Raw genomic sequence first — 24995 nt, forward strand, 5'->3', positions numbered from 1 at the left:
TGCGGTGACGGCATGGGATGGATCGTGGCGGTGATCGCCGTCGTTGCTGCCGTGGCGGCGGCTGTCCGCGCACAGAACGCGGGGCGCTCCGAGCACCTTGCCCTGGCCCGCGCCGAGCTGGCCGAGCGGCAGTTGAAGGCGGCCGAGGCCCGTACCGCCGCCCTCACCGACGAGATCCGGCAACTGGCCCACAAACGGATACCCGCCGCCGCGCTCGCCCTCTCCCACCCCACCGCCCCGGTCCCCGGACTGCGGGAGGCGGCCGGGATCGACGGCGAATCCGCCCGGCTGCTCACCGAGGCCGTGCAGGCCGCCCGCGCGGCGGTCGTCGAGGAACGCGGCCGAGTCGACGCGGCCGCCCGTGCGGCGATGCGCGGCACCTCCGCCAAGATCCAGTCCCTGCTCAATCAGTCCCAGCAGCTGCTGCACGAGCTCCAGCACGAGTACGACGACCCACGGATCCTGCAGCTGGACTTCCGTAACGAACTGGCCCTGCGCCGCACCCAGTCCACCGCCGTGCTCTGCGACGCCTGGCCGGGCCTGGCCCGCCAGAACTCACCGCTCGTCGAGATCGTGCTCGGAGCCCAGTCCCGGGTCGCCGGCTACGAACGGATCAAGGTCGCCAACCATCTGCGCGACGAACGGCTCGCGCTCGTCGCCCGCGCCGCCGAACCGCTCGCGATCGCGCTCGCCGAACTCCTGGCCAACGCCACCGCCTACTCGCACCCCGACACCGATGTACAGGTGACCGTCCAGCAGAGCGGCGGCCGTGGCGCGTTCCTGGTCGTCGACGACGCGGGCATCGGCATGGACGACGACGCGCTCGACCGGGCCCGCGCCCTGCTGGCGGGCCCCTCCGAAGTGCTGCTGACCGAGCTGGGCGACCCGCCGCAGACCGGCTTCGCGGTCGTCGGCCGACTTGTCGTGCAGTACGGCTTCAACTGCCACATCGAGCCGTCGCCGTTCGGTGGCATGCGCACGATCCTGCGCGTCCCCGCCCAACTGCTCACGGTGCTGAAGGACGACCGCAACCTCTCCGCCCTCGCCCCGAAGCCGATGCAGGCGCACGCCTCTCCCTCCGCTTCCGCCCCCGCCGAGCCGGAGACCGTAGCCGCACCGCAGCCGTCCGGCGGGCACCCCGCCGAGCTGCCCAGCCGGCGCCGACGGTCGCCACGCCCGACCCCGGCCCGGTCCGCTTCCGCCGTCGTCACCCAGGACCGGGAACAGTTGTCCCGTACACCTGAGCAGGCCGAGGCTTCCTGGGCGGCACTCCAGCAAGGCACCCTCAATGGCAGGAGCGTCGCCGGGCGGTCATCCGCACCGACAGCGGACGCCCACGACCGTGCGGACGACCAGGACGAACAAGGAGACGACGAGAAGTGAGCGCCCCCAATCCCACCACCGGTGACCTCGCATGGGTGCTGACCCCCCTGCTGGAGCTGCCCGGAGTCCAGCACGCCGTGGTCGCCACCGGCGACGGCCTCGTCGAGGGCGCATCGCCCGGCCTGGACCGGGCGTCCGGCGAGCGGGTCGCCGCCATGACCGCCACGCTGCACGCCGCGGCCCGCGCTTTCACCACGGCGTTCACCGACGTCGAGGCGCCGCGTCTGGCCCAGACGGTCGTCGAGTCCGACCAGGGATTCGCCGTCGTCGTACCGGCCGGGAACAACACCACCCTCGCCCTGTTCGCGGAACCCGGAGCCAAACTCGGCGACATCGCCTACCAGATGCAGGTGCAGGTCACCGCCCTGACGCGGGCCATGAACGCACCGGCCCGCCAACCGGACACCGCCGCCCGGCCATGACCTCCGGCCCAGGACGCCGTCTGATCCCCGCATATCTGGTCACCGGCGGCCGGACCCGGCCCGCCGGTCCCGTGCTCGACCGGCTCGCCGTACTCATACGCACCGGCACGGACCTGCCCCCCGACACCGGCTCGGAACAGCGCAGGCTGTGCGAGCTGCTCGAACCGGGCGCGCTCACCGTCGTCGAATCCGCGGCCCACCTGGACCTGCCGGTCAGCGCCACCGTCTTCCTGGCCACGGACCTCGCGGCCGCCGGACATCTGCACACCCGACCGCCCGTCCCCAGCGCCGGGGAGATCGACCGGTCGCTCGTCGAGAGGCTGCTCGTTGGACTCCGCTCCCTCCACTGACCGGACCGGCATCGGCTATCTGCCGCCTGCCGCCCGGACCCTGATGAAGCTCGTCGTCACGGGTCCCTTCGGCGTGGGCAAGACCACCCTGATCCGTACGCTGTCGGAGATCGCCACGCTCCACACCGAAGAGGCGATGACCCAGTCCAGCACCCGGCTCGACGACACCGCGGGACTGCCGGACAAGACGACGACCACCGTCGCCATCGACTTCGGCCGGCTCACCGTCCTTGACGACCTGGTGCTCTACATGTTCGGCACCCCGGGCCAGCAGCGGTTCCTCCCGCTGTGGGAGGACATCGCGCGCGGCGCGCTCGGCGCACTCGTCCTCGTCGACACCCGCAGACTCGCCGACTCCTTCGCGGTCATGGACATGGTCGAGGAACAGGGCCTGCCGTACGCCGTCGCTGTCAACCGCTTCCCCGACGCCCCCGCCCACACCGACGAGGTCCTGCGCAAACACCTCGACCTCGCCCCCGAGACCCCGCTGGTGCAGTGCGACGCCCGTGAACGCCGCGGCAGCATCGACGCACTGATCGCGCTCGCCGAGCACGTACTGACCCGAATGCCCCGGCCCGAGGACCCGTCATGACACCGCCCGTACAGCCGCCGCAGCCCCTCGCGCTGTACGGCCCCGACTTCGCCGCCGACCCGCAGAGTCACTACCGGCGCCTGCGCGAACACGGCCCCCTCGCCCCCGTCCGGCTCGCCCCCGGCATCGACGCCCTCCTGGTCACCGACTACCAGGCTGCCGTCGACCTGCTGCGCGACACCCACACCTTCACCAAGGACCCGCGCGCCTGGCAGGCCACCGTCCCCGACGACTCGCCGGTCCTGCCCATGCTCGGCTACCGGCCCACCGCGCTCTTCAGCGACGGCGATGTGCACGCCCGCTACCGCGACGCCATCAACGACAGCCTCGCCCTGATCGAGCCGCACATCCTGCGGGCCGAGGTCGCCCGGGTCGCCCAGCGGCTCATCGGCGAATTCGCCGCCACCGGAAGCGGCGACCTGATCGCGCAGTACGCCCGACGGCTCCCGGTGCACGTCTTCGTCACCTGGTTCGGCGTACCGCTCGGCGGCAGCGAACGCATCGTCAACGGCATCGCCGGCATGTTCAACTCCGCCGAGGACGCCGCCACCGCGTACGCCGACCTCGTAGAGGTCGTCACCGATCTGGTCGCCGACCGGCGCGCCCGGCCGCGCCGCGACCTCACCTCGCACCTCCTCGCTCATCCGGCCGGTCTCGACGACGACGAGACTGTGCGTCAGATCACCCTGATCATGAGCGCGGGCCACGATCCGACGACCAACCTGATCGGCAACGCGCTGCTGCACATGCTCACCGACGCGCGCTACGCGCGCTCGCTGCACGGGGGCGCGATGACGGCACACGAGGCGATCAACGAAGTTCTCTGGCAGGACCCGCCGCTGGCCAATTTCGCCGCTCACTACCCGCGTCGCGACACGGAGTTCCACGGCGTACGGCTGCGCGCCGGGCAGCTGCTCCTGGTCTCCTACGGTGCGGCCAACACCCAGTCCGCGCCCGGTCCTTCGGACCCCGGGGTCCGCTCCGGATCCAGTGCCCATCTGGCCTGGTCGGCGGGGCCGCACCGGTGCCCGGCGAAGCAGCCGGCGCTGCTCATCGCCATGACCGCGATCGAGCAGCTCACCAGCCAGCTGTGCGACGCAGAACTGGACGTCCCGGTCAGCGGGCTGAAGTGGCGGCCGGGACCGTTCCACCGCGCTCTGGTGCGACTTCCGGTCCGTTTCACCCCCGTCGACATGAGTGCGGGGACGGACCGGTGGGAAGCCGCCGAAGGCGCGTCGGACGGGCTGTCAGCGGTGTCGATCACCCCGTGAACCGTGTCGGTGGTACGCCGAACGGGTGAGGGGCGAGAGAATTGCCCGATGAACAGCGAGCGCAGCGGGCGCAACGCCGACCGAAGCACAGACGGGGTGGTCCGGTGAGCAGGTACGACAGGTACGACGTCACGGACGAGCAGTGGGAAGGGCTTGCCCAGGTCGTACCCCTGCGCAGCCGCAACGAATGGCCGTCCAGGGTCGATCACCGTACGGTCCCCGACGAGCGTGCGGAAGCCGAACAGCGGCGCCTCGTCGTGCTGCGGGTCCAGGTCTTCGCGGACGCGCGGGAGGTGGCGGAGTATCTGGTCGCCCAGATCCCGGTGCTGCTCGATCTGACCAGCGCGGAGACGGATGTGGCCAAGCGCATCCTGGACTTCACCAGCGGGGTCGTCTTCGGGCTCGGCAGCGGAATGCACCGGGTCGACCGGAATGTCTTCCTGCTGTCACCGGTCGGCATGGAGGTCGAGGGGGTCGTGGCGGCGGGCGTACCCGGTTCGTAGCAGGGCCTGTCCGGGCGGGTGACGGCCGGTGGGCTCGGAGGCGGACGTCCCCCGATCGTAGGAAGGTCGTTCAGGCGGAACGGTTCACCGCTTTGCGCTCTGCGTACGGTCCGCCCATGAGTGCACTCCGCCCGGGGACCACCCCGCCATCGCCCGCCGGTACGTTCGTGCTCGGCGAGGCTTCTGCTGATACCGGTACGTCTGTGTCTGGTGAGGCTCCTGCCACTGCTGAAGCCGCACGGCGTTCCGGCGGTCCAGTCCGCTCCGCCGGACCTGTCATCACCGAACTGCGGTTGTCCGCCTTCGCCTCGCACCGCGGTGCCCACTTCCCCATCGGCCCGGTCACGCTCTTCGCCGGGCCCGGCGGCAGCGGCAAGTCGAATGCGCTGCGGGCGTACGAGGCGTTGGCGCGGCTGGGCAGCGGAGACCCGCTCGACGAGGTCTTCTTGGACCCGGCGGGCTGCGTTCCGGAAGGCGCCGCGGCCGATGCGCAGGGCCGCCGCGGATTCCGGATCGGCTGCACGACGGAGGGTCCGGCAGGACCGGTACGGCTCGACGTGGCCGTTCAGGCGGAGCCCACCCTCCGTATTGTCGGCGAACGGCTCACCGGTGGTGGCGAGACCCTGCTCACCACCGCGTTGCGCGACCCGGGGCGCTCCACGGTCCAGGCTGCCTGGCACACCGCGGGCACGGTCCCGGTGACGCGAGCGCCGCTGCCGGACGACCGCCTCGGAACGGCCCTGCTGCCGCTTCGGGTGGCGGGCAGGACCGAGGGGCAGTTACAGGTCCTCGCCGCGGCCGAGCAGATGGTCGTGGCCCTGAGGTCGGTCTTCGCCTGTGAACCGCAGCCGACGCGGATGCGTGCCGCGGTGCCGCCGGGCGACGGGCGGCTGCGCAGGGAGTGCGACAACCTCGCGGCGGTGCTGGAGCGCACGCACACACAGTGCGCGGTGCGCCACGCCCGGCTGGTCGCGGCCGCCCACGCCGGATGCTCGGGGCCGGTGACCGCACTCGGTGTCGAGCGGCTCGCGGACGGGCTGCTGCGCGCGACGGTCGGGCGCGGCGCCGGGCATGTCACGCCGGTCGGCCGGCTCGGCGACGGTGAGCTGAGGTATCTCTCGCTCGCCCTGGTGCTGCTCACCGGCCCCGGGGTGCTGGCGGTGGACGCGGCGGGCGAGGTGCCGTCGGCCATGCAGACCCTCACCGTGCTGGCCGACGGACTCGACCGGGACCTGGACGGACGGCAGTTGCGCGAACTGCTGGAGCTGGCGGTGTCGATCGGGGCGGCCGGGCACCTCAGGCTGGTGGGGACGGTCACGGAGCCGCGCGCGGTGCGGGCCGGGAAGATGCCCGGGGTGACGGTGGTAGACCTGGAGCCGTGACAGAACTTGATGTACGGGCCCTTCAGCAACGGCTCGCCGCGTTTGCGGCCGCACGGGACTGGGAGCAGTACCACACCCCGAAGAACCTGGCGGCGGCGCTGAGCGTCGAGGCGTCCGAACTGGTCGAGATCTTCCAGTGGCTGACGCCTGAACAGTCGGCGCGGGTGATGGAGACGCCCGAGACGGCGCACCGGGTGGCGGACGAGGTCGCGGATGTTCTCGCCTATCTGCTGCAGTTCTGCGAGGTGTTGGGGATCGATGCGCTGGCCGCGCTGTCGCAGAAGATCGACCGGAACGAGACCCGATTTCCGGTGCCGGACCGTCCGGACACCTCCGAACCCCCAGATCGTCACTCTGCGGAGTGATCGACTTATCCACAGTCGACTTCGTGTCCACAGATTTCCGAATTCCTCTGGCTTTTCGGTACCGACACCTTCACTGTGGGTAATGGATGAGTTGAGCGGCTTTTCGTACGGACGCGGGGGTAACGCATGGAAGCGGAGCGGCTTGTGGGAGTCAGCCGACGTGCTCTGGCACAGAGCCGAGGCACGCCGGACATCATCGCCGAGGCATGGCAGGCCCAGGCACTTGCTCAGGCGATCGGCAGCCGCCTGGCGGTGGACGGGCCCAAGGAACTACGGGGGGAGGCGCGCGGGCTCAGCGAGATCGGCGGCAGGAGCGGCGGGGCGCTGGATCACCCGGCGGCGAGGGCCGGAGTGGCGCGCGCCGCGCAGCTGTCCGAACTCGCAGAACCGAGGGCGACGCTGACGGGGCTGGGCACACTGCTCGGGGAGGTGGGGATGGCCCTGGTCGGGGTGGCCTGTGAGACCGACGAGCAGGGGCTGTACTGGCAGTGCATGGAGGCGATCGACGCGGCCGACGAGTCCATGGACCGGGTGCACGGAATGCTCCGCCGCCTCGACGAGCAGGACCGGGAGCGGCAGCAGGATCTGGAGCGCGGCCGGGAGCGGGACGGCCCGTACGGAGCGGTCCGCGGACCGGCTGGCTCGGCGGCGGGCCAGCCGTGACCACACGTGCCGCACGCACTGCACGCACCGCACGGATCGCACGGGAAGGAGGGGGAGAGGAATGACCGGCGTTCGGAGGTGCAGGATGGATGCATGGATCTTCGAATCTTCACCGAGCCCCAGCAAGGGGCGAGCTACGACACCCTCCTCACCGTCGCCAAGGCTGCCGAGGATCTCGGCTTCGACGCCTTCTACCGCTCCGACCACTACCTCCGCATGGGCCCGGGGGACGGACTGCCCGGCCCGACCGACGCGTGGATCACCCTGGCCGGGTTGGCGCGCGAGACCAAGCGGATCAGGCTCGGCACGCTGATGACCGCCGGGACCTTCCGGCTCCCCGGTGTGCTCGCCATCCAGGTCGCGCAGGTCGACCAGATGTCCGGCGGACGCGTCGAGCTCGGCCTCGGCGCGGGCTGGTTCGAGGAGGAGCACAAGGCCTACGGCATTCCGTTCCCCAAGGAGAAGTTCGGCAGGCTGGAGGAGCAGCTGGAGATCGTCACCGGACTGTGGGCGACCGAGATCGGCAAGACGTTCAGCTTCGACGGCACCTACTACCAGCTGACCGACTCGCCCGCGCTGCCCAAGCCGGCGCAGGCCAAGGTGCCGGTTCTGATCGGCGGTCACGGTGCGACGCGTACACCACGACTTGCCGCTCAGTACGCGGACGAGTTCAACATCCCCTTCGCATCGCTGGAGGACAGTGAGAAGCAGTTCGGCCGGGTCAGGGAGGCGGCAAAGGCGGCCGGCCGCGGACCGGAAGACATGGTGTACTCCAACGCCCTGGTGGTCTGCGTCGGCAGGAACGACGCCGAGGTGGCGCGGCGCGCCTCCGTCATCGGCCGTGAGGTGGCGGAGCTGAAGGCGAACGGGCTCGCGGGCTCGCCCGCCGAGGTGGTCGACAAGATCGGCAGGTACGGCGCGATCGGGTCGTCCCGGATCTACCTCCAGGTCCTGGATCTGGACGACCTGGAGCACCTGGAGCTGATCTCCTCCCAGGTCCAGTCCCAGCTCACCTGAGCCGGGAACGGCTCCGGCTCACCTGAGCCGGGAACCGTCCGCCGCTCACCCGGGCCGGGCAGTCACCGGCCCAGCAGGGAGTCACCTGTGCAACCCGTCCGGTCAGTCGGCGGTCCGCCCGCCCGTGCGCTCGATCGCGCCCTCGCGGAGGGCACGGTCCTGCTCGACGGCGGCCTCTCCAATCAGTTGGAGGCGCAGGGCTGCGATCTGTCCGACGCCTTGTGGTCGGCCCGGCTGCTGGCCGACGGGCCGGGACAGATCGAGGCTGCGCACATGGCCTATGTGCGGGCGGGTGCACAGGTGCTCATCACGGCCAGTTATCAGGCGACCTTCGAGGGGTTCGAGCGGCGGGGGATCGGACGGGCCCGAGCTGCGGAGCTGTTCGCCCGCAGTGTGCGGCTGGCGCGGCGGGCGGCCGGTGCGGTGGAGGCGGGGCGGGAGGTCTGGGTCGCCGCATCGGTCGGCCCGTACGGGGCGATGCTGGCAGACGGCAGTGAGTACCGGGGCCGGTACGGGCTCTCCGTCCGGGAGCTTGAGCGGTTCCACCGGCCCCGGGTCCAGGCGCTGGCCGCCGCAGAGCCCGATGCGCTGGCGCTGGAGACAGTGCCGGACATCGACGAGGCCGAGGCGCTGCTGCGGGCGGTCGAGGGATGCGGGCTGCCCGTCTGGCTCTCGTACAGCGTGGTGGGGGACCGGACCAGGGCGGGGCAGCCGCTGGAGGCGGCCTTTGCCCTTGCCTCGGGGGACGAGCGTGTGCTGGCCGTCGGGGTCAACTGCTGTGATCCGGCGGATGCGGACCGGGCGGTGAGGGTGGCGGCGGAGGTGGCCGGGAAGCCGGTCGTCGTCTATCCGAACAGCGGTGAGCGGTGGGATGCAGGCGGCCGGGCATGGGTCGGCGAATCCACGTTCGATCCGGGGAAGGTACGGGCCTGGCAGGACGCGGGCGCCCGGCTGGTCGGCGGCTGCTGCCGGGTCGGCCCGGACACCATCGCGAAGCTTGCCGGGCAGCTCCGCGCAACGGCGGCAGACGAAGGAAAGGGAGACGAAGGAAAGGGAGGCGAAGGAAAAGGAGGCGAAAGGAAGGCAGGCGAAAGGAGGGGCAGCAGTGCCGTGGACACATGAAAATGCCTGGTGGGGGCAAGTGAAGCGGACCATACTCGGACGTGTGTTCCTGACAATCAGCACGACAGGCAATCCGGAACGTCCCGCTACCGATCTCGGCTTCCTGCTGCACAAGCATCCCGAGAAGGCGCAGACGTTCTCCACCTCGCATGGCACCGCGCATGTCTTCTATCCCGAGGCATCCGCCGAGCGCTGCACAGCGGCGCTCCTGCTGGAGGTGGATCCCGTGGCGCTGGTGCGGCGCGGCACGGGCAAGGGCCGGGGCGGTGCTCCCGACGCGGCGCTCGCGCAGTACGTCAACGACCGCCCGTACGCGGCGTCCTCGCTGCTCTCCGTCGCGATGAGCACGGTTTTCAAGACCGCGCTGAGCGGGGTGTGCCGGGCCCTGCCCGAACGTGCGCAGGCGCCGCTCCCGCTGCGGATCGAGGTGCCCGCACTGCCGGCGCGCGGTGGCGCGGAACTGGTGCGCAAGCTCTTCGGGCCGCTCGGCTGGACGAGCGTGGATGTTGTGGCCGTACCTCTGGACAAGCAGTTCCCGGAGTGGGGGGACTCGCGGTATGTACGTCTGGTGCTGGAAGGCGAGTTGCGGCTGGCGGACGCGTTGCGGCAGTTGTATGTCCTGCTGCCGGTGCTCGACGACGCCAAGCACTACTGGGTCGCACCGGACGAGGTGGACAAGCTGTTGCGGGCCGGCGAGGGCTGGCTGGCCACTCACCCCGAGCAGAAGCTGATCACCAGCCGCTATCTGTCCCGGCGCTGGGGGCTGACCCGGCAGGCGATGCAGCGGCTCGAACTGGTGCGGCTCGCAGAGTCGGACGACCTCGACGTCGACAGCATCGACAACGCGGTGGACGAGACGACCGACACCGAGGAGAAGCCGGTGCCGCTCGCCGAGCAGCGGCGCACCGCGATCCTCGACGCGCTGCGCGCCGCCGGGGCGAGCCGGGTCCTCGACCTGGGCTGCGGCCAGGGCCAGTTGGTGCAGGCACTGCTCAAGGATGTGGGCTTCACGGAGATCGTCGGCGTCGATGTCTCCATACGGGCCCTCACCATCGCTTCGCGGCGGCTGAAGCTGGACCGGATGGGGGAGCGGCAGGCCGCACGGGTCACGCTGCAGCAGGGCTCGCTCACCTACACCGACAAGCGGCTCAAGGGATATGACGCGGCTGTGCTCAGCGAGGTCATCGAGCACCTCGACCTGCCGAGGCTGCCCGCGCTTGAGTACGCCGTATTCGGTTCGGCCCGTCCGCGGACCGTCCTCGTGACGACGCCGAACGTGGAGTACAACGTCCGCTGGGAGACCCTTCCGGCCGGGCATGTGCGCCACGGCGACCACCGGTTCGAGTGGACCAGGGCCGAGTTCCGCGACTGGGCGCAGGAGGTGGCGCGGCGGCATGGATACGGGGTCGACTTCGTCCCCGTGGGCCTCGACGACCCCGAGGTGGGGCCGCCCACCCAGATGGCGGTGTTCACGATGACCGCAGCCGATGAGACCGGGAGCCGGACCACGAGCCGGACCCGGCTCCGGACCCAGACCGAAACAGAGACCCAGACAGGGACCCAGACAGGGACCCAGACTGGGACCCAGACAGGGACCCAGACAGGGACCCAGACAGGGACCCAGACTGGGACCCAGACCGGGACCCGGACCGAGAAGGAGGCGAGAGTCGCATGACCAGTACGTCGCGCACATTGCCGGTGACCGACCTCTCCCTCGTGGTCCTCATCGGAGCCAGCGGTTGCGGCAAGTCCACCTTCGCCCGCAGACACTTCAAGCCCACCGAGATCGTCTCCTCGGACTTCTGCCGCGGCCTGGTCGCCGACGACGAGAACGACCAGAGCGCCAGCCGTGACGCCTTCGACGTCCTGCACACCATCGTGGGCAAGCGGCTCGCCGCCGGGCGGCTGACGGTCGTGGACGCGACCAACGTCCAGCCCGACAGCCGCAGGCAGCTCGTCCAGCTGGCCCGCAGCCACGACGTGCTGCCCATCGCGATCGTCCTCGACCTGCCGGAAGAGGTCTGCATCAAGCGCAACGCGGCCCGCCCCGACCGCGCCGACATGCCGCGCCACGTCATCCAGCGCCACCGCCGCGAGCTGCGCCGCTCGCTGCGCGGCCTGGAGCGCGAGGGCTTCCGCAAGGTGCACATCCTGCGCACCGAGGAGGAGGCGGAGCACGCCGAAGTGGTGCTGGAGCGCCGCTACAACGACCTGCGCCACCTCACGGGCCCCTTCGACATCATCGGCGACATCCACGGCTGCAGTTCCGAGCTGGAGTCCCTGCTCGGCAAGCTCGGCTATGTCGACGGAGCGCACCCCGAAGGTCGTACGGCGGTCTTCGTCGGCGACCTCGTGGACCGAGGCCCCGACAGCCCCGGGGTACTGCGCCGCGTCATGTCCATGGTGTCGGCCGGCAATGCCCTGTGTGTGCCGGGCAACCACGAGAACAAGCTCGGCCGTTACCTCAAGGGACGCCAGGTCCAGCACACCCATGGACTCGCCGAGACCATCGAGCAGTTGGACCGCGAGGACGAGAAGGACCCGGCCTTCCGCGAGCAGGTGCGGGAGTTCATCGACGGACTCGTCAGCCACTACGTGCTCGACGGGGGCAAGCTCGTCGTCTGCCACGCCGGACTGCCCGAGAAGTACCACGGGCGCACCTCGGGGCGGGTCCGCTCGCACGCGCTGTACGGGGACACCACCGGCGAGACCGACGAGTTCGGCCTGCCGGTGCGCTATCCGTGGGCGGAGGAGTACCGCGGTCGTGCCACCGTGGTCTACGGCCACACCCCGGTGCCCAACACCTCCTGGGTCAACAACACCATCTGCCTGGACACCGGTGCGGTCTTCGGCGGGAAGATGACCGCGCTGCGCTGGCCGGAGCGCGAGCTCGTCGACGTACCGGCCGAGAAGGTCTGGTACGAGCCGGCCAAGCCGCTGACCACCGAGGCACCGGGCGGCAGGGAGGGCCGGCCGCTGGACCTCGCCGATGTGCACGGCCGCCGGATCGTGGAGACCCGGCACATGGGCCGCATCGCGGTCCGCGAGGAGAACGCCGCGGCGGCGCTCGAAGTCATGAGCCGGTTCGCCGCCGACCCACGGCTGCTCGGTTATCTCCCGCCGACCATGGCGCCCACCGCCACCTCGCACGAGGACGGCTATCTGGAGCACCCGGCCGAGGCCTTCGCGCAGTACCGGGCGGACGGCGTCACCGAGGTCGTGTGCGAGGAGAAGCACATGGGCTCGCGAGCGGTGGCCCTCGTCTGCCGCGACGCGAACGCCGCCCGCGAGCGGTTCGGCGTCGGGGACACCTCCCACGACTCCGGCTCCGGGGGAGGTCCGACCGGGGCGCTGTACACCCGCACCGGACGGCCGTTCCTCGACGACGTCGCACTCACCGAGGTGATCCTCGCCAGGGTGCGCACCGCCGTCACCGCCGCCGGACTCTGGGAGGAGTGGGGCACCGACTGGGTGCTGCTCGACGCCGAGCTGATGCCGTGGTCCCTCAAGGCGGCCGGACTGCTGCGCTCGCAGTACGCCGCGGTCGGCGCCGCGTCCGGGGCCGTCCTCCCGGAGGCCAACGCGGCCCTCGCTGCGGCGGTGGCCCGTGGAGTGGACGTGGGCGCTCTCGCGGACCGTCAGCAGGGACGGGCCGCGGACGCGGCGGCGTTCACCGAGGCGTACCGCCGCTACTGCTGGAGCACCCAGGACCTGGACGGGGTGCGGCTCGCGCCGTTCCAGATCCTCGCCGTACAGGGCCGCTCGCTGGCCTCCGTACCGCACGACGAGCAGCTGGCCTGGCTCGACCGGCTGGTCGAGCACGACCCGACGGGCCTGCTCCAGGTCACCCGCCGGATCGTCGTCGACACCGGTGACGAGGCATCGGTGCGCTCCGGCATCGACTGGTGGCTGGAGATGACCGGCCGCGGCGGTGAAGGCATGGTCGTCAAGCCGCTGGCCGCCCTCGTACGGGACGGAAAGGACAGGCTGGTCCAGCCGGGCATCAAGGTGCGAGGCCGGGAGTACCTCCGGATCATCTACGGCCCCGAGTACACCCGCCCGGAGAATCTGGAGCGGCTGCGCGGCCGGTTCCTGGGCCACAAGAGGTCGTTGGCGCTCCGGGAGTACGCGCTGGGGCTCGAAGCGCTGGACCGGCTGGCCGACGGGGAGCCGCTGTGGCGGGTCCACGAGGCGGTGTTCGCGGTGCTGGCCCTGGAGTCGGAGCCGGTCGACCCGCGGCTGTAGTGCGTGGCGCCGGCGGGTCCTGCGGTGAGATCAACGGAAAACCCGCTGGCGATTCGCCGGGTGAACGGCGCTCCGCACGGTGAGGATGGAGACATGGGATTCCATGTCGACTCCGAGGCCGGGCGGCTGCGCCGCGTCATTCTGCACCGCCCCGATCTGGAACTGAAGCGGCTCACCCCGGGCAACAAGGACGCGCTCCTCTTCGACGACGTGCTCTGGGTGCGCCGCGCCCGCCAGGAGCATGACGGTTTCGCGGACGTGCTGCGCGACCGCGGAGTGGAAGTGCACCTCTTCGGCGATCTCCTCTGTGAGTCGCTGGACATCCCGGTGGCCAGACGGCTCGTCCTGGACCGGGTCTTCGAGGAGAAGGAGTACGGCCCGCTCGCCACCGAGCATCTGCGGGCCGCATTCGAGGAGCTGCCCAGCGCCGAGCTGGCCGAGGCGCTGGTCGGCGGGATGACCAAGCGGGAGTTCCTGGAGCGGCACAAGGAGCCGACCTCCGTCCGCTTCCATGTCATGGACCTGGACGACTTCCTCCTCGGCCCGCTGCCGAACCATCTCTTCACCCGGGACACCTCGGCCTGGATATACGACGGGGTGTCGATCAACGCGATGCGCTGGCCCGCCCGGCAGCGCGAGACCGTCCACTTCGAGGCGATCTACCGACACCACCCCCTCTTCACCGGCCCCGACGCGGGCGCCTTCCACCACTGGTCGGAGGGGCAGGACGACTACCCCTCGACCATCGAGGGCGGCGATGTGCTGGTCATCGGCCATGGCGCAGTCCTCATCGGGATGAGCGAGCGCACCACCCCGCAGGCCGTGGAGATGCTGGCCCGTGGTCTCTTCGACGCGGGCTCGGCGCACACGATCGTGGCGCTCGACATGCCCAAGCGCCGGGCGTTCATGCACCTCGACACGGTCATGACGATGATCGACGGCGACACCTTCACCAAGTACGCGGGCCTGGGCATGCTCCGTTCGTACACCATCGAGCCCGGTGACGGGCCGAGGGACCTGAAGGTCACCGACCATCCGCCCGAGCACATGCACGAAGCGATCGCGCACGCCCTGGGCCTGGACTCGATCCGGGTTCTCACGGCCACCCAGGATGTGCACGCCGCCCAGCGCGAGCAGTGGGACGACGGTTGCAATGTGCTGGCCGTCGAGCCGGGCGTCGTCGTCGCGTACGAGCGCAACGCCACCACCAACACCTATCTGCGCAAGGAGGGCATCGAGGTCATCGAGATCCGCGGCAGCGAGCTCGGCCGGGGCAGGGGAGGCCCCCGCTGCATGAGCTGCCCGGTGGTGCGCGATGCGGTGTAGCAACACCCCGTAGATCAGTGGCTGCAGATCATGCCCGTATAGCAATGCAGTGTGTCGTATAGACTTCCATGGTCACTGTATGCGCGATCCTCACCCGACCCAGGAGCAGTCCCATGGCCATAGACCTCGCAGGCCGCCACTTCCTCAAGGAGCTGGACTTCACGGCCGAGGAGTTCCGCGGCCTGGTCGATCTCGCGGCCGAGCTCAAGGCCGCCAAGAAGTCGGGGGCCGAAGTGCAGCGGCTGCGCGGCAAGAACATCGCGCTGATCTTCGAGAAGACCTCGACGCGTACCCGCTGTGCCTTCGAGGTGGCCGCCGCCGACCAGGGCGCTTCCACCACCTATCTCGATCCCTCCGGCTCGCAGCTGGGGCACAAGGAGTCGGTGAAGGACACCGCCCGCGTCCTCGGCCGGATGTTCGACGGCATCGAGTACCGCGGTGACAGCCAGGCGGCCGTCGAGGAACTGGCCGCGTACGGCGGCGTCCCGGTCTTCAACGGACTCACCGACGACTGGCACCCGACCCAGATGCTCGCCGACGTCCTCACCATGGTCGAGCACAGCGACAAGCCCCTGGAGCGGATCGCCTTCGCCTACCTCGGCGACGCCCGCTTCAACATGGGCAACTCCTACCTGGTCACCGGCGCCCTGCTGGGCATGGACGTACGGATCGTCGCGCCGAAGTCGTACTGGCCGGCCGAGGAGATCGTCACCGAGGCGCGCAGGCTGGCCGAAACCAGCGGTGCGACCGTGACTCTCACCGAGGACATCGCCGACGGCGTCAGGGGCGCGGACTTCATCGCCACCGATGTCTGGGTCTCCATGGGTGAGCCCAAGGAGGTCTGGGGCGAGCGCATCGAGGCCCTCGCGCCCTACTCCGTGACCATGGACGTGCTGCGCGCCACCGGCAACGCCGACGTGAGGTTCCTGCACTGCCTCCCGGCCTTCCACGACCTCGGCACCAAGGTCGGGCGGGACATCGAGGCCGCCCACGGGCTGACGGAGCTGGAGGTCACCGACGAGGTCTTCGAGTCCGCCCACTCCGTCGTCTTCGACGAGGCCGAGAACCGGCTGCACACGATCAAGGCCGTTCTGGTGGCCACCCTGACGTCGGCAAGCTGATTTACCGCATGATCATGCACCCAATTGGGTGAACATGCGTGAAGGCGATTAATATGTTGTCTGTTGGTGGGGTTCGAGCTCGAACGCTCGAACCCCACTTCCATGTGTGTCACCAGAGCCCCCCACGAGCCCTGGGCCCCGGACGCACCTCCCCCCACATGCGCCACCAGAGAAGAGAACCGCCCCCGTGAGTCCGCTGCGCCCGCCGAGCTCCCTGCGCCCCTCCGGGCCACGTATCAAGAGCCCCCACCAGCTGATCGCCGAGTCCGGCGCCGACCTGGAGGGGCACGGCCTCAAGCGCACCATGGGACTCTTCCAGCTGGTGTGTTTCGGGATCGGAGCCGTCGTCGGCACCGGCATCTTCGTCGGCCTGTCCGACAGCGTCGCCGAGGCGGGCCCCGCCGTCGTGCTGTCCTTCGTACTCGCCGCGATCACCTGCATCTTCACCGCGTTCTCCTTCGCCGAGCTGGGCAGCGCGATCCCGGTCTCCGGCAGCTCGTACTCCTTCGCCTACGCGACCCTCGGCGAACGCATCGCGTTCCTCGTCGGCTGGTGTCTGCTGCTGGAGTACGGGGTCTCGGTCTCCGCGGTCGCCGTCGGCTGGAGCCAGTACGTCAATGAGCTGCTGAACAGCCTGTTCGGCCATCAGCTGCCCGCCGCCCTCTCGGCGGGGCCCGGCGACGGCGGAGTGATCAATCTGCCCGCGGTCCTGGTGGTCATGATGGCCGCCACCCTGCTGGTGCGCGGTGTCCGGGAGAGCGCGGGGGCCACCGCCGCGATGGCGGTCCTCAAGATCGCCATCCTGATCATGTTCTGCGTCATCGCGTTCACGGCCTTCGAGCACGGCAACCTCACGCCGTTCGCCACCCACGGTGCGGGCGGGGTCACCGCCGGCGCGTCGCTGGCCTTCTTCTCGTACATCGGCTTCGACGCCATCACCACCGCGGGCGAAGAGGTCAGGAACCCGCGGCGGAACATCCCGATCGCGATCATGATCTGCATCGGCCTGGTCACCCTGCTCTACTGCGCCGTCGCGCTCGCGGCCATCGGCGCCCTCGGCCCGGAGGCCGTCGCCGACAAGCCGGCCGCGCTCTCGATCGTCGTCGACCAGGTCACCGACTCCACCGTCGGCGGCGGAATCATCGCCTTCGGAGCGGTCGTCGCGATCGCATCGGTCGTGCTCGCGGTGATGTACGGGCAGACCCGCATCCTGATGTCGATGTCCCGCGACGGCCTGGTCCCGCGGGTCTTCGAGCGGGTCTCGGCGCGGACCGCCACACCCGTCGCCAACACCTGGATCGTCGCCGTCGTCTTCGCGGTCCCCGCGGCCTTCTCGTCGCTCGACGTGGTGGTGAACCTGACCACCATCGGCACGCTGGGCACCATGGTCGCGGTGAACATCGCGGTGATCGTGCTGCGCCGCCGCAACCCCGAGGTGAAGGGCTCGTTCCGGGTGCCGCTCTACCCGCTGAGCCCGATCCTGGGCGTCGCCTTCTGCCTCTATCTGATGTACGGGACGGGCTGGGCGACCTGGGTGCAGTTCGCCGTCTTCCTGATCGTCGGCGCGGCGGTCTACACCTTCTACGGCCGCAGCCGCTCCCGGCTGGCCGCCGCCGATGCGGCTGACACCGACGCGGGCTGACACCGGCGGCCCAGCGGCCCCCTATTGCGCGCTCGTGACGGGAGTCACGTACGAGTGATAGGTTCGGTTGCAGGTAGCAGCCCGACGGCTGAAGGGGAGCCCCCTCCATGAGCCCGTTTCCCAGCTCCGCCCCCCGTACGGATGACTGGCGCCATCTGCGGCTGACGACGGACGACGGAGTCGCCACCGTCACCCTCGCCCGCCCCGAGAAACTCAACGCGCTCACCTTCGGCGCCTACGCCGACCTGCGCGACCTGCTGGCCGAAATGTCCCGCGAGCGCACCGTGCGCGCTCTGGTGCTCGCCGGCGAGGGCCGCGGCTTCTGCTCCGGCGGAGACGTCGACGACATCATCGGCGCGACACTCGCCATGGACACCGCCCAGCTCCTCGATTTCAACCGCATGACCGGGCAGGTGGTGCGGGCCCTGCGCGAAGCCCCCTTCCCCGTCATCGCCGCCGTGCACGGCGTGGCGGCAGGCGCCGGTGCGGTTCTCGCGCTCGCCGCCGACTTCCGGATCGCCGACCCGTCCGCCCGTTTCGCCTTCCTCTTCACCAAGGTCGGCCTCTCCGGGGGCGACATGGGCGCCGCCTATCTGCTGCCTCGCGTCGTCGGCCTCGGCCATGCCACCCGGCTGCTGATGCTCGGCGAACCGGTCCGTGCCCCCGAAGCGGAACGGATCGGGCTGATCAGCGAGCTGGCCGAGGAGGGCCGGGCGGACGCACGCGCGGCGGCGCTGGCCCGCAGCCTCGCCGACGGACCGGCCCTCGCCCTCGCCCAGACCAAGGCGCTGCTCACCGCCGAACTCGACATGCCGCTCGCCGCCGCGGTCGAGATGGACGCCGCCACCCAGGCCCTGCTGATGCACGGCGACGACTACGCCGAATTCCACGCCGCCTTCACCGAGAAGCGGCCCCCGAAGTGGCAGGGCCGGTAGCCCGATGCCGCCCGTGAAGCGGATCGCGGTCATCGGGGGCGGCCCCGGCGGGCTCTATGCCGCGGCCCTCCTCAAGCGGCTCGACCCGGAACGCGACATCACCGTCTGGGAGCGCAACGCCCCCGACGACACCTTCGGCTTCGGTGTCGTCCTCTCCGACGAGACCCTCGGCGGCATCGAGCACGCCGACTCCGTCGTCCACCGGGCACTCCAGGACGAATTCGTGCGCTGGGACGACATCGACATCGTCCACCGCGGCGTCACCCAGACCTCCGGCGGCCACGGCTTCGCGGCCCTGGGCCGGCGCAGACTCCTGGAGATCCTGCACGAACGCTGCGACGCCCTCGGCGTACGGCTCCGCTTCCGCGCAGAGGCCCCGCCCGCCGCCGAGCTGGCCGCGACCCACGACCTGGTGATCGCCGCCGACGGTGTGCACAGCCTCACCCGCGCCGCCCACGCCGACACCTTCCGCCCCCGCCTCACCACCCACCGCTGCCGCTATATCTGGCTCGCCGCCGACTTCGCCGTCGACGCCTTCCGCTTCGAGACCGCCGAGACCGCGTACGGGGTCATGCAGCTCCACGCATACCCCTTCTCGGCCGACGCCTCCACCGTCATCGTCGAGATGCGCGAGGAGGTCTGGCAGGCCGCCGGATTCGACACCTGCGACGTCGAGCACTCGACCGTACGCTGCGCCAAGATCTTCAACGAGGCGCTCGGCGGCCGTCCGCTGCGCTCCAACAACTCCTCCTGGCTCACCTTCCGCACCGTCGTCAACGCCCGCTGGTCGCACGGCAACACGGTCCTCATCGGCGACGCCGCCCACACCGCGCACTTCTCCATCGGCTCCGGCACCAAACTCGCCGTCGAGGACGCCCTCGCGCTCGCCGCCTGCATCGAGGAACAGCCCGACCTGCCCGGCGCGCTGTCCGCGTACGAGATGGAGCGCCGACCGGTCGTCGAATCGACCCAGCGGGCCGCCGCGGCCAGCCTGCGCTGGTTCGAGGAGCTCGGCACCTATGTCGACCAGCCGCCCCGCCAGTTCGCCTTCAACCTCCTCACCCGCAGCCGCCGCGTCACCCACGACAATCTGCGGCTGCGCGACGCCTCGTTCACCGCCGCCGTCGAGGAGGAGTTCGGCTGTGCCCCCGGCACCCCGCCGATGTTCACCCCGCTGCGGCTGCGCGGCCTGGAACTGCGCAACCGCGTCGTCGTCTCACCGATGGACATGTACTCGGCCGTCGACGGTGTCCCCGGCGACTTCCACCTCGTCCACCTGGGCGCACGCGCACTCGGCGGCGCCGGACTCGTCATGACGGAGATGGTCTGCGTCAGCGCCGAGGGCCGCATCACCCCCGGCTGCACCGGGCTCTACACCGCCGAACAGGCCGCCGCCTGGACCCGGATCACCGACTTCGTCCATGCGGGCGCACCCGGTACGGCCATCGGTGTCCAGCTCGGCCACTCCGGGCGCAAGGGCTCCACCAGACTGATGTGGGAGGGCATCGACCAGCCCCTCGACCAAGGCAACTGGCCGCTCACCGCGGCCTCCCCGATTCCGTACGCCGAGGGCGTCAACCAGGTCCCGCACGCCCTGGACCGGACCGGACTCGACGCCGTACGCGAACAGTTCGCAAGCGCGGCCCGGCGAGCCGACCTCTGCGGCTTCGACCTGCTCGAACTCCACTGCGCCCACGGCTATCTGCTCTCCGGCTTCCTCTCGCCGCTCACCAACCACCGCAACGACCGCTACGGCGGAACGCTGCAGGGCAGGCTCCGCTTCCCCCTCGAAGTCTTCGACGCGGTCCGCGCCGAGTGGCCCGACGACCGGCCCATGACCGTACGCATCTCCGCCACGGACTGGGCCGAGGGCGGCACGAGTGCCGAGGACGCCGTCGAGATCGCCCGCGCCTTCGTCGCCCACGGAGCCGATGCCATCGACGTCTCCACCGGCCAGGTCGTCCCCGACGAGCGCCCCGAGTACGGCCGCTCCTACCAGACCCCGTACGCCGACCGGATCCGCAACACACTGTGCGTGCCCGTCATCGCGGTCGGTGCCATCTCCTCCTGGGACGACGTCAACTCGCTGCTGCTCGCGGGCCGGACCGACCTCTGCGCCCTGGCCCGTCCCCATCTCTACGACCCGCACTGGACGCTGCACGCGGCGGCCGACCAGGGCTACAGCGGACCGGGCGCACCCTGGCCGCTCCCGTACCGCGCGGGCAGCCGCACCCCACCGACGGGCCGCACGGACGCACCGAAGCCGCGGCTCACCCTGGGGTGACGGACAGCCATGCGGGCTCCGGCGCCCCGCCCGTCACTTCGGCTCCGCGCTGATCAGCAGCCGGTCCGAGACCGCCCGGTAGCCGATGCGCCGGTACACGCCGTTGCTTGTCGGGTTCGCGAGATCCGTGAACAGCAGCACCTCCTGCGCGCCCGCCTCCCGTGCCGCTTGGCTGACCTCCGCCGTCACGGCGGCCGCGTACCCCCGGCCGCGGTGCTCGGCGGGCGTGTAGACAGCCGCGACCCGCACCATCCCCGCGATCCGCGGGGAGACGCCCGCCATCGACACCGGCACGCCGTCGTTCTCCCAGAGCGTCAGCCCGCCGGAGGCCGTCCGCTCGTCCACCATCCGCTCGGTGTGCGCGCCGGGCTGGCCGACCTGTTCGGCGAAGGCGAGATGCCAGCGGACCAGCAGGTCCCGGTCGGCGGCGGTGGCGGCCCTGGGCCGGCCCGAGGGGGCGGGGGAGGGCGGGATCAGCGTGGCCAGCCGGTAGAGCCGCTGTTCCTGGTCGACCCGGTGGCCGGGCCAGGTGGCGGCCAGCGCCTCGGCGGTGGCGCGGTCCGCGTTGATCCCGGTCAGAGGGAGCGCGGCGGCCAGCGGAGCGACCGCCTCCGGGGCAATGGCTCCCAGCAGCGGCGGATGCGGCGGGGTCTGCACCAGCGTGCCCGCGACCTCGCCGTCCGCCCCGCGCCACCAGCCCAGCAGCGGGGCGGCGTCACCGTAGGCGTGCGGGCCGCTGCGCCGCAGGGTCGCGGTGACGGTCAGCACCAGGGTGTTCTCGGCGGGCCGGGCGGCCAGCGAAGCGCCGGCCGCTTCGAGAAAGACGTCGACGTCATCGGTGAAGGTCCAGGTCATGCCTCATCCTGCCGGGTGCGGCCGGAGCGGAGCACCCGTATTTCCGGCTCAGCCGTCCCGCAGCCGGAAGCGCTGCAGCTTCCCGGTGGCCGTCCGGGGGAGTGCGGGCAGGAACTCGATGACGCGCGGGCACTTGTGCGGGGCCAGTTCGCTCTTCATGTACGCGCGCAGCTCGTCGGCCGCCAGTTCCGCGACGCCCTTGCGCAGTACCACGTACGCCACCACGATCTGGCCGCGCAGCTCGTCCGCCCGGCCCACCACCGCGGCCTCGGCCACCGCGGGGTGGTGCAGCAGGGCGTCCTCGACCTCGGGGCCCGCGATGTTGTAGCCGGAGGAGATGATCATGTCGTCGGCGCGGGCGACATAACGGAAGTAGCCGTCGGGCTCGCGCACATAGGTGTCGCCGGTGAGGTTCCAGCCGTGCGCCACGTAGTTGCGCTGGCGCTCGTCGGCGAGATAGCGGCAGCCGACAGGACCGCGTACGGCGAGGAGTCCGGGCTCCCCGTCCGGCAGCTGTCTGCCCTCGCGGTCCAGCACCCGGGCCTGCCAGCCGGGCACGGGAACCCCGGTGGTGCCGGGGCGGATCGCGTCGTCGGCGGCGGAGATGAAGATGTGCAGCAGTTCGGTGGCGCCGATGCCGTTGATGATGCGCAGACCCGTCCGCTCGTACCAGGAACGCCAGGTGGCGACCGGCAGGTTCTCACCGGCCGAGACGCAGCGCCGCAGCGCGCTCAGATCGTGTGCGTCGATGTGGTCGAGCATCACGCGGTAGGCGGTCGGCGCGGTGAACAGTACCGAGACGCGGTGGGCGGCGAGCGCGGGCAACAACTGCGCCGGGCCGGACTGTTCGAGCAGCAGGGCACTGGCACCGGCGCGCAGCGGGAAGACCACCAGACCGCCGAGCCCGAAGGTGAAGCCGAGCGGCGGGCTGCCCGCGAAGACGTCGTCCGGCGTGGGGCGCAGGACGTGGCGCGAGAAGGTGTCCGCGATGGCGAGCACATCCCGGTGGAAGTGCATACAGCCCTTGGGGCGCCCGGTGGTTCCCGAAGTGAACGCGATCAGCGCGACATCGTCCGCCGCCGTGTCCACGGGGCGGTACGGCCCCGTCCTGGCCTCGGCCAGGCGCAGCAGATCGTCCGGGGCATCACCTCCGTACGCGGTGATTCGCAGCCCCGGCACCTGAGCCCTCACCAGGTCGTCGACCACCCGGATGTCGCACAGCGCGTGGCTCACCCGGGCGATCGAGCAGATGGTGGCGAGTTCGGAGGACCGCTGCTGGGCCAGCACGGTGACGGCGATCGCGCCCGCCTTCAGCACCGCGAGCCAGCAGGCGGCCAGATGAGGGGAGGTGGGGCCGCGCAGCAGGACGCGGTTGCCGGGGACGACCCCCAGATCGGAGGTGAGGACATGGGCGATCCGGTCTACCCGGTCCCGCAGCTCCCCGTAGCTCCACACTCCGCCGTCGGGAGTACGGAAGACGGGGCGGTCGGGGCCGAAGCGGTCGACCGTACGGTCCAGCAGTTCGGCCGCGCAGTTGAGGCGGTCCGGGTAGCGCAGTTCGGGCAGGTCGAAGAGCAGTTCCGGCCACTGGTCCGGAGGTGGCAGATGCTCCCTGGCGAAGGTGTCGAGGTGCGCTGAGGTCTTCGGGTCCATGACGGCTCGCCCCCTTGTCGCCTCTGGAGCGTATCGTTTGGGTGACGGTAGTCAACGGTCCGCGATAAGACGAGAAGAAGAGGCGCGCCGCGCGGCCGCCTCGGACACCGACAAGAGAGGCGCCGGTATGACGGCATTCTCGCTCGATCCGTCACAAACCGCCTGGTGTGAAGAGCTAAGAGCCCTTGCCGAGCAGCAATTGCGCCCCCTCGCCGAAAAAGCCGACCCGGGCCACGTCAACCGCCCCCTGATCGCCGCACTCGCCGAGGCAGGTCTCCTCGACCGGCTGCTCAACTCCGGCGCCCTCGAACTCTGTCTCCTGCGCGAGTCCCTGGCCCGCGGCTGCACGGAGGCCGAAACGGCACTGGCGCTCCAGGGCCTGGGCACCCACCCCGTGGTCCGGGCGGGCACCGGGGTCCAGCGCGAACGCTGGCTCCCCGAGGTGCGCGCCGGCCGCGCCGTCGCCGCCTTCGCACTCAGCGAACCGGGCGCGGGCTCCGACGCGGCCGCCCTCGCGCTGAACGCCGAACACACCCCCGGCGGCTGGCGGCTGACCGGCGAGAAGTGCTGGATCTCCAACGCGCCCGAGGCCGACTTCTACACCGTCTTCGCCCGTACGACCCGGGGCGCCGGATCCCGTGGCGTCACCGCGTTCCTGGTCCCCGCCGACCGCCCGGGCCTGACCGGCACCGCACTCGACATGCTCTCGCCGCACCCCATCGGCGCCCTGGTCTTCGACGGTGTCCCCGTCACCCCCGACGATGTGCTCGGCGAACCGGACCGCGGCTTCCGGGTCGCGATGGACACCCTCAACCTCTTCCGCCCCAGCGTCGGCGCGTTCGCCGTCGGCATGGCCCGGGCAGCCCTCGACGCCACGGTGACGTACACCGCCGAACGCACCGCGTTCGGCGGCCCGCTGAAGGACCTTCAGGCCGTCTCCCACCAGGTCGCCGAGATGGCCACCCGCACCGAGGCCGCCCGCCTCCTGGTGTACGCGGCCGCCGCCGCGTACGACGCGGGGGAGCCCGGCGTACCGCGCCGCGCGGCCATGGCGAAGCTGTACGCCACCGAGACCGCGCAGTACGTCGTCGACACCGCCGTCCAACTGCACGGCGCCCGCGCCCTGCGCCGCGGCCATCTGCTCGAACACCTCTACCGGGAGGTCCGCGCACCACGGATCTACGAGGGCGCCAGCGAGGTCCAGCGCACGATCATCGCCAAGGAGCTGTACACGAACAGGGAGGCGTCCGCATGAGTCCCGTCCACCGGATCAACCCCGCCGAGCTGTCGCCGCCCGCGGGCTTCTCGCACGCCGTCACGGCCACCGGCAGCCGGCTGGTCTTCCTGGCCGGGCAGACCGCGCTCGACCAGGACGGCAAGGTCATCGGCGCCGCCCTGCCCGAGCAGTTCGCGACGGCCCTCACCAATCTGCTGACCGCCCTGCGCGCCGCGGGCGGCTCCCCGGCGGACCTGGCCCGGGTCACCGTGTACGCCACCGATGTGACCGACTACCGGGCCCATGCCGGAGAACTGGGCCGGATCTGGCGGCAGTCGGCGGGCCGCGACTACCCCGCGATGGCGGTCATCGGCGTGGCGAGGCTCTGGGACGAGCAGGCGCTGGTCGAGATCGACGGAGTGGCCGTACTGCCGTGAACGCACCGGGCGGGCCGGTTCGAGCAGCGGGCAGGGGGGCACGGGTGAGGCTGGAGACGTCCGTACGGAGTCATGAACCCGCCACGGCCCGACGGCATCGCCGACGAGGAGCCGGAGGTGCCGGCCCATGTCTCCGCCAGGAGGCCCGGGTGATGCTGTGCGGCTGCGGGCGCACCGGGAGCACGCCGTACCGCGACCACAGCGGGGCCTG

Annotated in this window: 22 protein-coding genes; 20 read left to right on the forward strand and 2 right to left on the reverse strand. The window is 71.0% G+C overall.

Annotated elements, in window-relative coordinates:
- The first annotated feature begins 12 nt into the window (after window positions 1–12).
- From OG507_RS31135 to OG507_RS31220, 18 genes are all read left to right on the forward strand, one after another.
- Window positions 13–1383 (forward strand): ATP-binding protein, encoded by a 1371-nt coding sequence (locus OG507_RS31135; RefSeq protein ID WP_327370433.1) that lies wholly within the window; start codon window positions 13–15, stop codon window positions 1381–1383.
- Window positions 1380–1805 carry a roadblock/LC7 domain-containing protein gene (locus OG507_RS31140; RefSeq protein WP_327370434.1) on the forward strand — a complete coding sequence of 142 codons (426 nt, stop codon included), beginning with the start codon at window positions 1380–1382 and terminating at the stop codon, window positions 1803–1805. Before OG507_RS31135 ends, OG507_RS31140 begins: the two co-directional genes overlap by 4 nt.
- Window positions 1802–2155, forward strand: a complete 354-nt coding sequence (locus OG507_RS31145; RefSeq protein ID WP_327370435.1) for a DUF742 domain-containing protein — start codon at window positions 1802–1804, stop codon at window positions 2153–2155. Before OG507_RS31140 ends, OG507_RS31145 begins: the two co-directional genes overlap by 4 nt.
- Window positions 2133–2747, forward strand: coding sequence for a GTP-binding protein (locus tag OG507_RS31150; RefSeq protein WP_114247180.1), 615 nt, complete (start codon window positions 2133–2135; stop codon window positions 2745–2747). Before OG507_RS31145 ends, OG507_RS31150 begins: the two co-directional genes overlap by 23 nt.
- A complete protein-coding gene (locus OG507_RS31155) occupies window positions 2744–4018 on the forward strand; it encodes a cytochrome P450 (RefSeq protein ID WP_327370436.1) in 1275 nt (424 codons plus the stop codon). Before OG507_RS31150 ends, OG507_RS31155 begins: the two co-directional genes overlap by 4 nt.
- A 104-nt stretch (window positions 4019–4122) precedes the next feature.
- Window positions 4123–4521, forward strand: a complete 399-nt coding sequence (locus OG507_RS31160) for a cell division protein SepF (RefSeq protein WP_327370437.1) — start codon at window positions 4123–4125, stop codon at window positions 4519–4521.
- 116 nt (window positions 4522–4637) lie between these two features.
- Window positions 4638–5903, forward strand: coding sequence for an ATP-binding protein (locus tag OG507_RS31165; RefSeq protein ID WP_327370438.1), 1266 nt, complete (start codon window positions 4638–4640; stop codon window positions 5901–5903).
- Entirely contained in the window at window positions 5900–6268 is a 369-nt protein-coding gene (locus OG507_RS31170; protein WP_327370439.1) for a nucleotide pyrophosphohydrolase, read from the forward strand. The genes OG507_RS31165 and OG507_RS31170 overlap by 4 nt, the downstream gene beginning before the upstream one ends.
- A 126-nt stretch (window positions 6269–6394) precedes the next feature.
- Window positions 6395–6931, forward strand: a complete 537-nt coding sequence (locus OG507_RS31175; RefSeq protein ID WP_327370440.1) for a DUF6099 family protein — start codon at window positions 6395–6397, stop codon at window positions 6929–6931.
- A gap of 93 nt (window positions 6932–7024) precedes the next feature.
- Complete coding sequence (locus tag OG507_RS31180) at window positions 7025–7948, forward strand: LLM class F420-dependent oxidoreductase (RefSeq protein WP_327370441.1); 924 nt, start codon at window positions 7025–7027, stop codon at window positions 7946–7948.
- An 87-nt stretch (window positions 7949–8035) separates the two neighbouring features.
- On the forward strand, window positions 8036–9070 hold the full coding sequence (gene mmuM / locus OG507_RS31185; protein WP_327370442.1) for a homocysteine S-methyltransferase: 1035 nt from the start codon (window positions 8036–8038) through the stop codon (window positions 9068–9070).
- 43 nt (window positions 9071–9113) lie between these two features.
- Window positions 9114–10745 (forward strand): 3' terminal RNA ribose 2'-O-methyltransferase Hen1, encoded by a 1632-nt coding sequence (locus OG507_RS31190; RefSeq protein WP_327370443.1) that lies wholly within the window; start codon window positions 9114–9116, stop codon window positions 10743–10745.
- Complete coding sequence (locus tag OG507_RS31195) at window positions 10742–13315, forward strand: polynucleotide kinase-phosphatase (RefSeq protein WP_327370444.1); 2574 nt, start codon at window positions 10742–10744, stop codon at window positions 13313–13315. Before OG507_RS31190 ends, OG507_RS31195 begins: the two co-directional genes overlap by 4 nt.
- 93 nt (window positions 13316–13408) lie before the next feature.
- The gene (locus OG507_RS31200) at window positions 13409–14641 is read left to right on the forward strand and encodes an arginine deiminase (protein WP_327370445.1); all 1233 of its coding nucleotides are present in this window, start codon (window positions 13409–13411) and stop codon (window positions 14639–14641) included.
- Between the two features lie 113 nt (window positions 14642–14754).
- Complete coding sequence (gene argF, locus OG507_RS31205; protein ID WP_327370446.1) at window positions 14755–15762, forward strand: ornithine carbamoyltransferase; 1008 nt, start codon at window positions 14755–14757, stop codon at window positions 15760–15762.
- Between the two features lie 187 nt (window positions 15763–15949).
- Window positions 15950–17404, forward strand: a complete 1455-nt coding sequence (locus tag OG507_RS31210; protein ID WP_327370447.1) for an amino acid permease — start codon at window positions 15950–15952, stop codon at window positions 17402–17404.
- Window positions 17405–17511: 107 nt separating this feature from the next.
- A complete protein-coding gene (locus OG507_RS31215) occupies window positions 17512–18339 on the forward strand; it encodes an enoyl-CoA hydratase family protein (RefSeq protein ID WP_327370448.1) in 828 nt (275 codons plus the stop codon).
- Window positions 18340–18343: 4 nt separating this feature from the next.
- On the forward strand, window positions 18344–20623 hold the full coding sequence (locus OG507_RS31220; RefSeq protein WP_327370449.1) for a bifunctional salicylyl-CoA 5-hydroxylase/oxidoreductase: 2280 nt from the start codon (window positions 18344–18346) through the stop codon (window positions 20621–20623).
- Window positions 20624–20656: 33 nt separating this feature from the next.
- Here the strand turns inward: OG507_RS31220 and OG507_RS31225 are convergent, their stop codons facing one another.
- Window positions 20657–21478 (reverse strand): GNAT family N-acetyltransferase, encoded by an 822-nt coding sequence (locus OG507_RS31225; protein ID WP_327370450.1) that lies wholly within the window; start codon window positions 21476–21478, stop codon window positions 20657–20659.
- Between the two features lie 48 nt (window positions 21479–21526).
- Complete coding sequence (locus tag OG507_RS31230; RefSeq protein ID WP_327370451.1) at window positions 21527–23131, reverse strand: AMP-binding protein; 1605 nt, start codon at window positions 23129–23131, stop codon at window positions 21527–21529.
- Between the two features lie 127 nt (window positions 23132–23258).
- On the opposite strand from OG507_RS31230, the gene OG507_RS31235 reads away from it, so the two are divergent.
- Entirely contained in the window at window positions 23259–24386 is a 1128-nt protein-coding gene (locus OG507_RS31235; RefSeq protein WP_327370452.1) for an acyl-CoA dehydrogenase family protein, read from the forward strand.
- The gene (locus OG507_RS31240; RefSeq protein ID WP_327370453.1) at window positions 24383–24784 is read left to right on the forward strand and encodes a RidA family protein; all 402 of its coding nucleotides are present in this window, start codon (window positions 24383–24385) and stop codon (window positions 24782–24784) included. The genes OG507_RS31235 and OG507_RS31240 overlap by 4 nt, the downstream gene beginning before the upstream one ends.
- Window positions 24785–24995: the final 211 nt, after the last annotated feature.

Origin of the sequence: Streptomyces sp. NBC_01217, assembly GCF_035994185.1 — a bacterium.
Classification (GTDB): domain Bacteria; phylum Actinomycetota; class Actinomycetes; order Streptomycetales; family Streptomycetaceae; genus Streptomyces.

What these genes read in the sequence shown, in the direction of transcription:
- OG507_RS31135 (WP_327370433.1), top strand. Translation starts at nt 13, where the DNA reads ATGGGATGGATCGTGGCGGTGATCGCCGTCGTTGCTGCCGTGGCGGCG.
- OG507_RS31145 (WP_327370435.1), top strand. Translation starts at nt 1,802, where the DNA reads ATGACCTCCGGCCCAGGACGCCGTCTGATCCCCGCATATCTGGTCACC.
- OG507_RS31155 (WP_327370436.1), top strand. Translation starts at nt 2,744, where the DNA reads ATGACACCGCCCGTACAGCCGCCGCAGCCCCTCGCGCTGTACGGCCCC.
- OG507_RS31165 (WP_327370438.1), top strand. Translation starts at nt 4,638, where the DNA reads ATGAGTGCACTCCGCCCGGGGACCACCCCGCCATCGCCCGCCGGTACG.
- OG507_RS31175 (WP_327370440.1), top strand. Translation starts at nt 6,395, where the DNA reads ATGGAAGCGGAGCGGCTTGTGGGAGTCAGCCGACGTGCTCTGGCACAG.
- OG507_RS31180 (WP_327370441.1), top strand. Translation starts at nt 7,025, where the DNA reads ATGGATCTTCGAATCTTCACCGAGCCCCAGCAAGGGGCGAGCTACGAC.
- OG507_RS31195 (WP_327370444.1), top strand. Translation starts at nt 10,742, where the DNA reads ATGACCAGTACGTCGCGCACATTGCCGGTGACCGACCTCTCCCTCGTG.
- OG507_RS31200 (WP_327370445.1), top strand. Translation starts at nt 13,409, where the DNA reads ATGGGATTCCATGTCGACTCCGAGGCCGGGCGGCTGCGCCGCGTCATT.
- argF (WP_327370446.1), top strand. Translation starts at nt 14,755, where the DNA reads ATGGCCATAGACCTCGCAGGCCGCCACTTCCTCAAGGAGCTGGACTTC.
- OG507_RS31215 (WP_327370448.1), top strand. Translation starts at nt 17,512, where the DNA reads ATGAGCCCGTTTCCCAGCTCCGCCCCCCGTACGGATGACTGGCGCCAT.
- OG507_RS31220 (WP_327370449.1), top strand. Translation starts at nt 18,344, where the DNA reads ATGCCGCCCGTGAAGCGGATCGCGGTCATCGGGGGCGGCCCCGGCGGG.
- OG507_RS31225 (WP_327370450.1), bottom strand. Translation starts at nt 21,478, where the DNA reads ATGACCTGGACCTTCACCGATGACGTCGACGTCTTTCTCGAAGCGGCC.
- OG507_RS31230 (WP_327370451.1), bottom strand. Translation starts at nt 23,131, where the DNA reads ATGGACCCGAAGACCTCAGCGCACCTCGACACCTTCGCCAGGGAGCAT.
- OG507_RS31235 (WP_327370452.1), top strand. Translation starts at nt 23,259, where the DNA reads ATGACGGCATTCTCGCTCGATCCGTCACAAACCGCCTGGTGTGAAGAG.
- OG507_RS31240 (WP_327370453.1), top strand. Translation starts at nt 24,383, where the DNA reads ATGAGTCCCGTCCACCGGATCAACCCCGCCGAGCTGTCGCCGCCCGCG.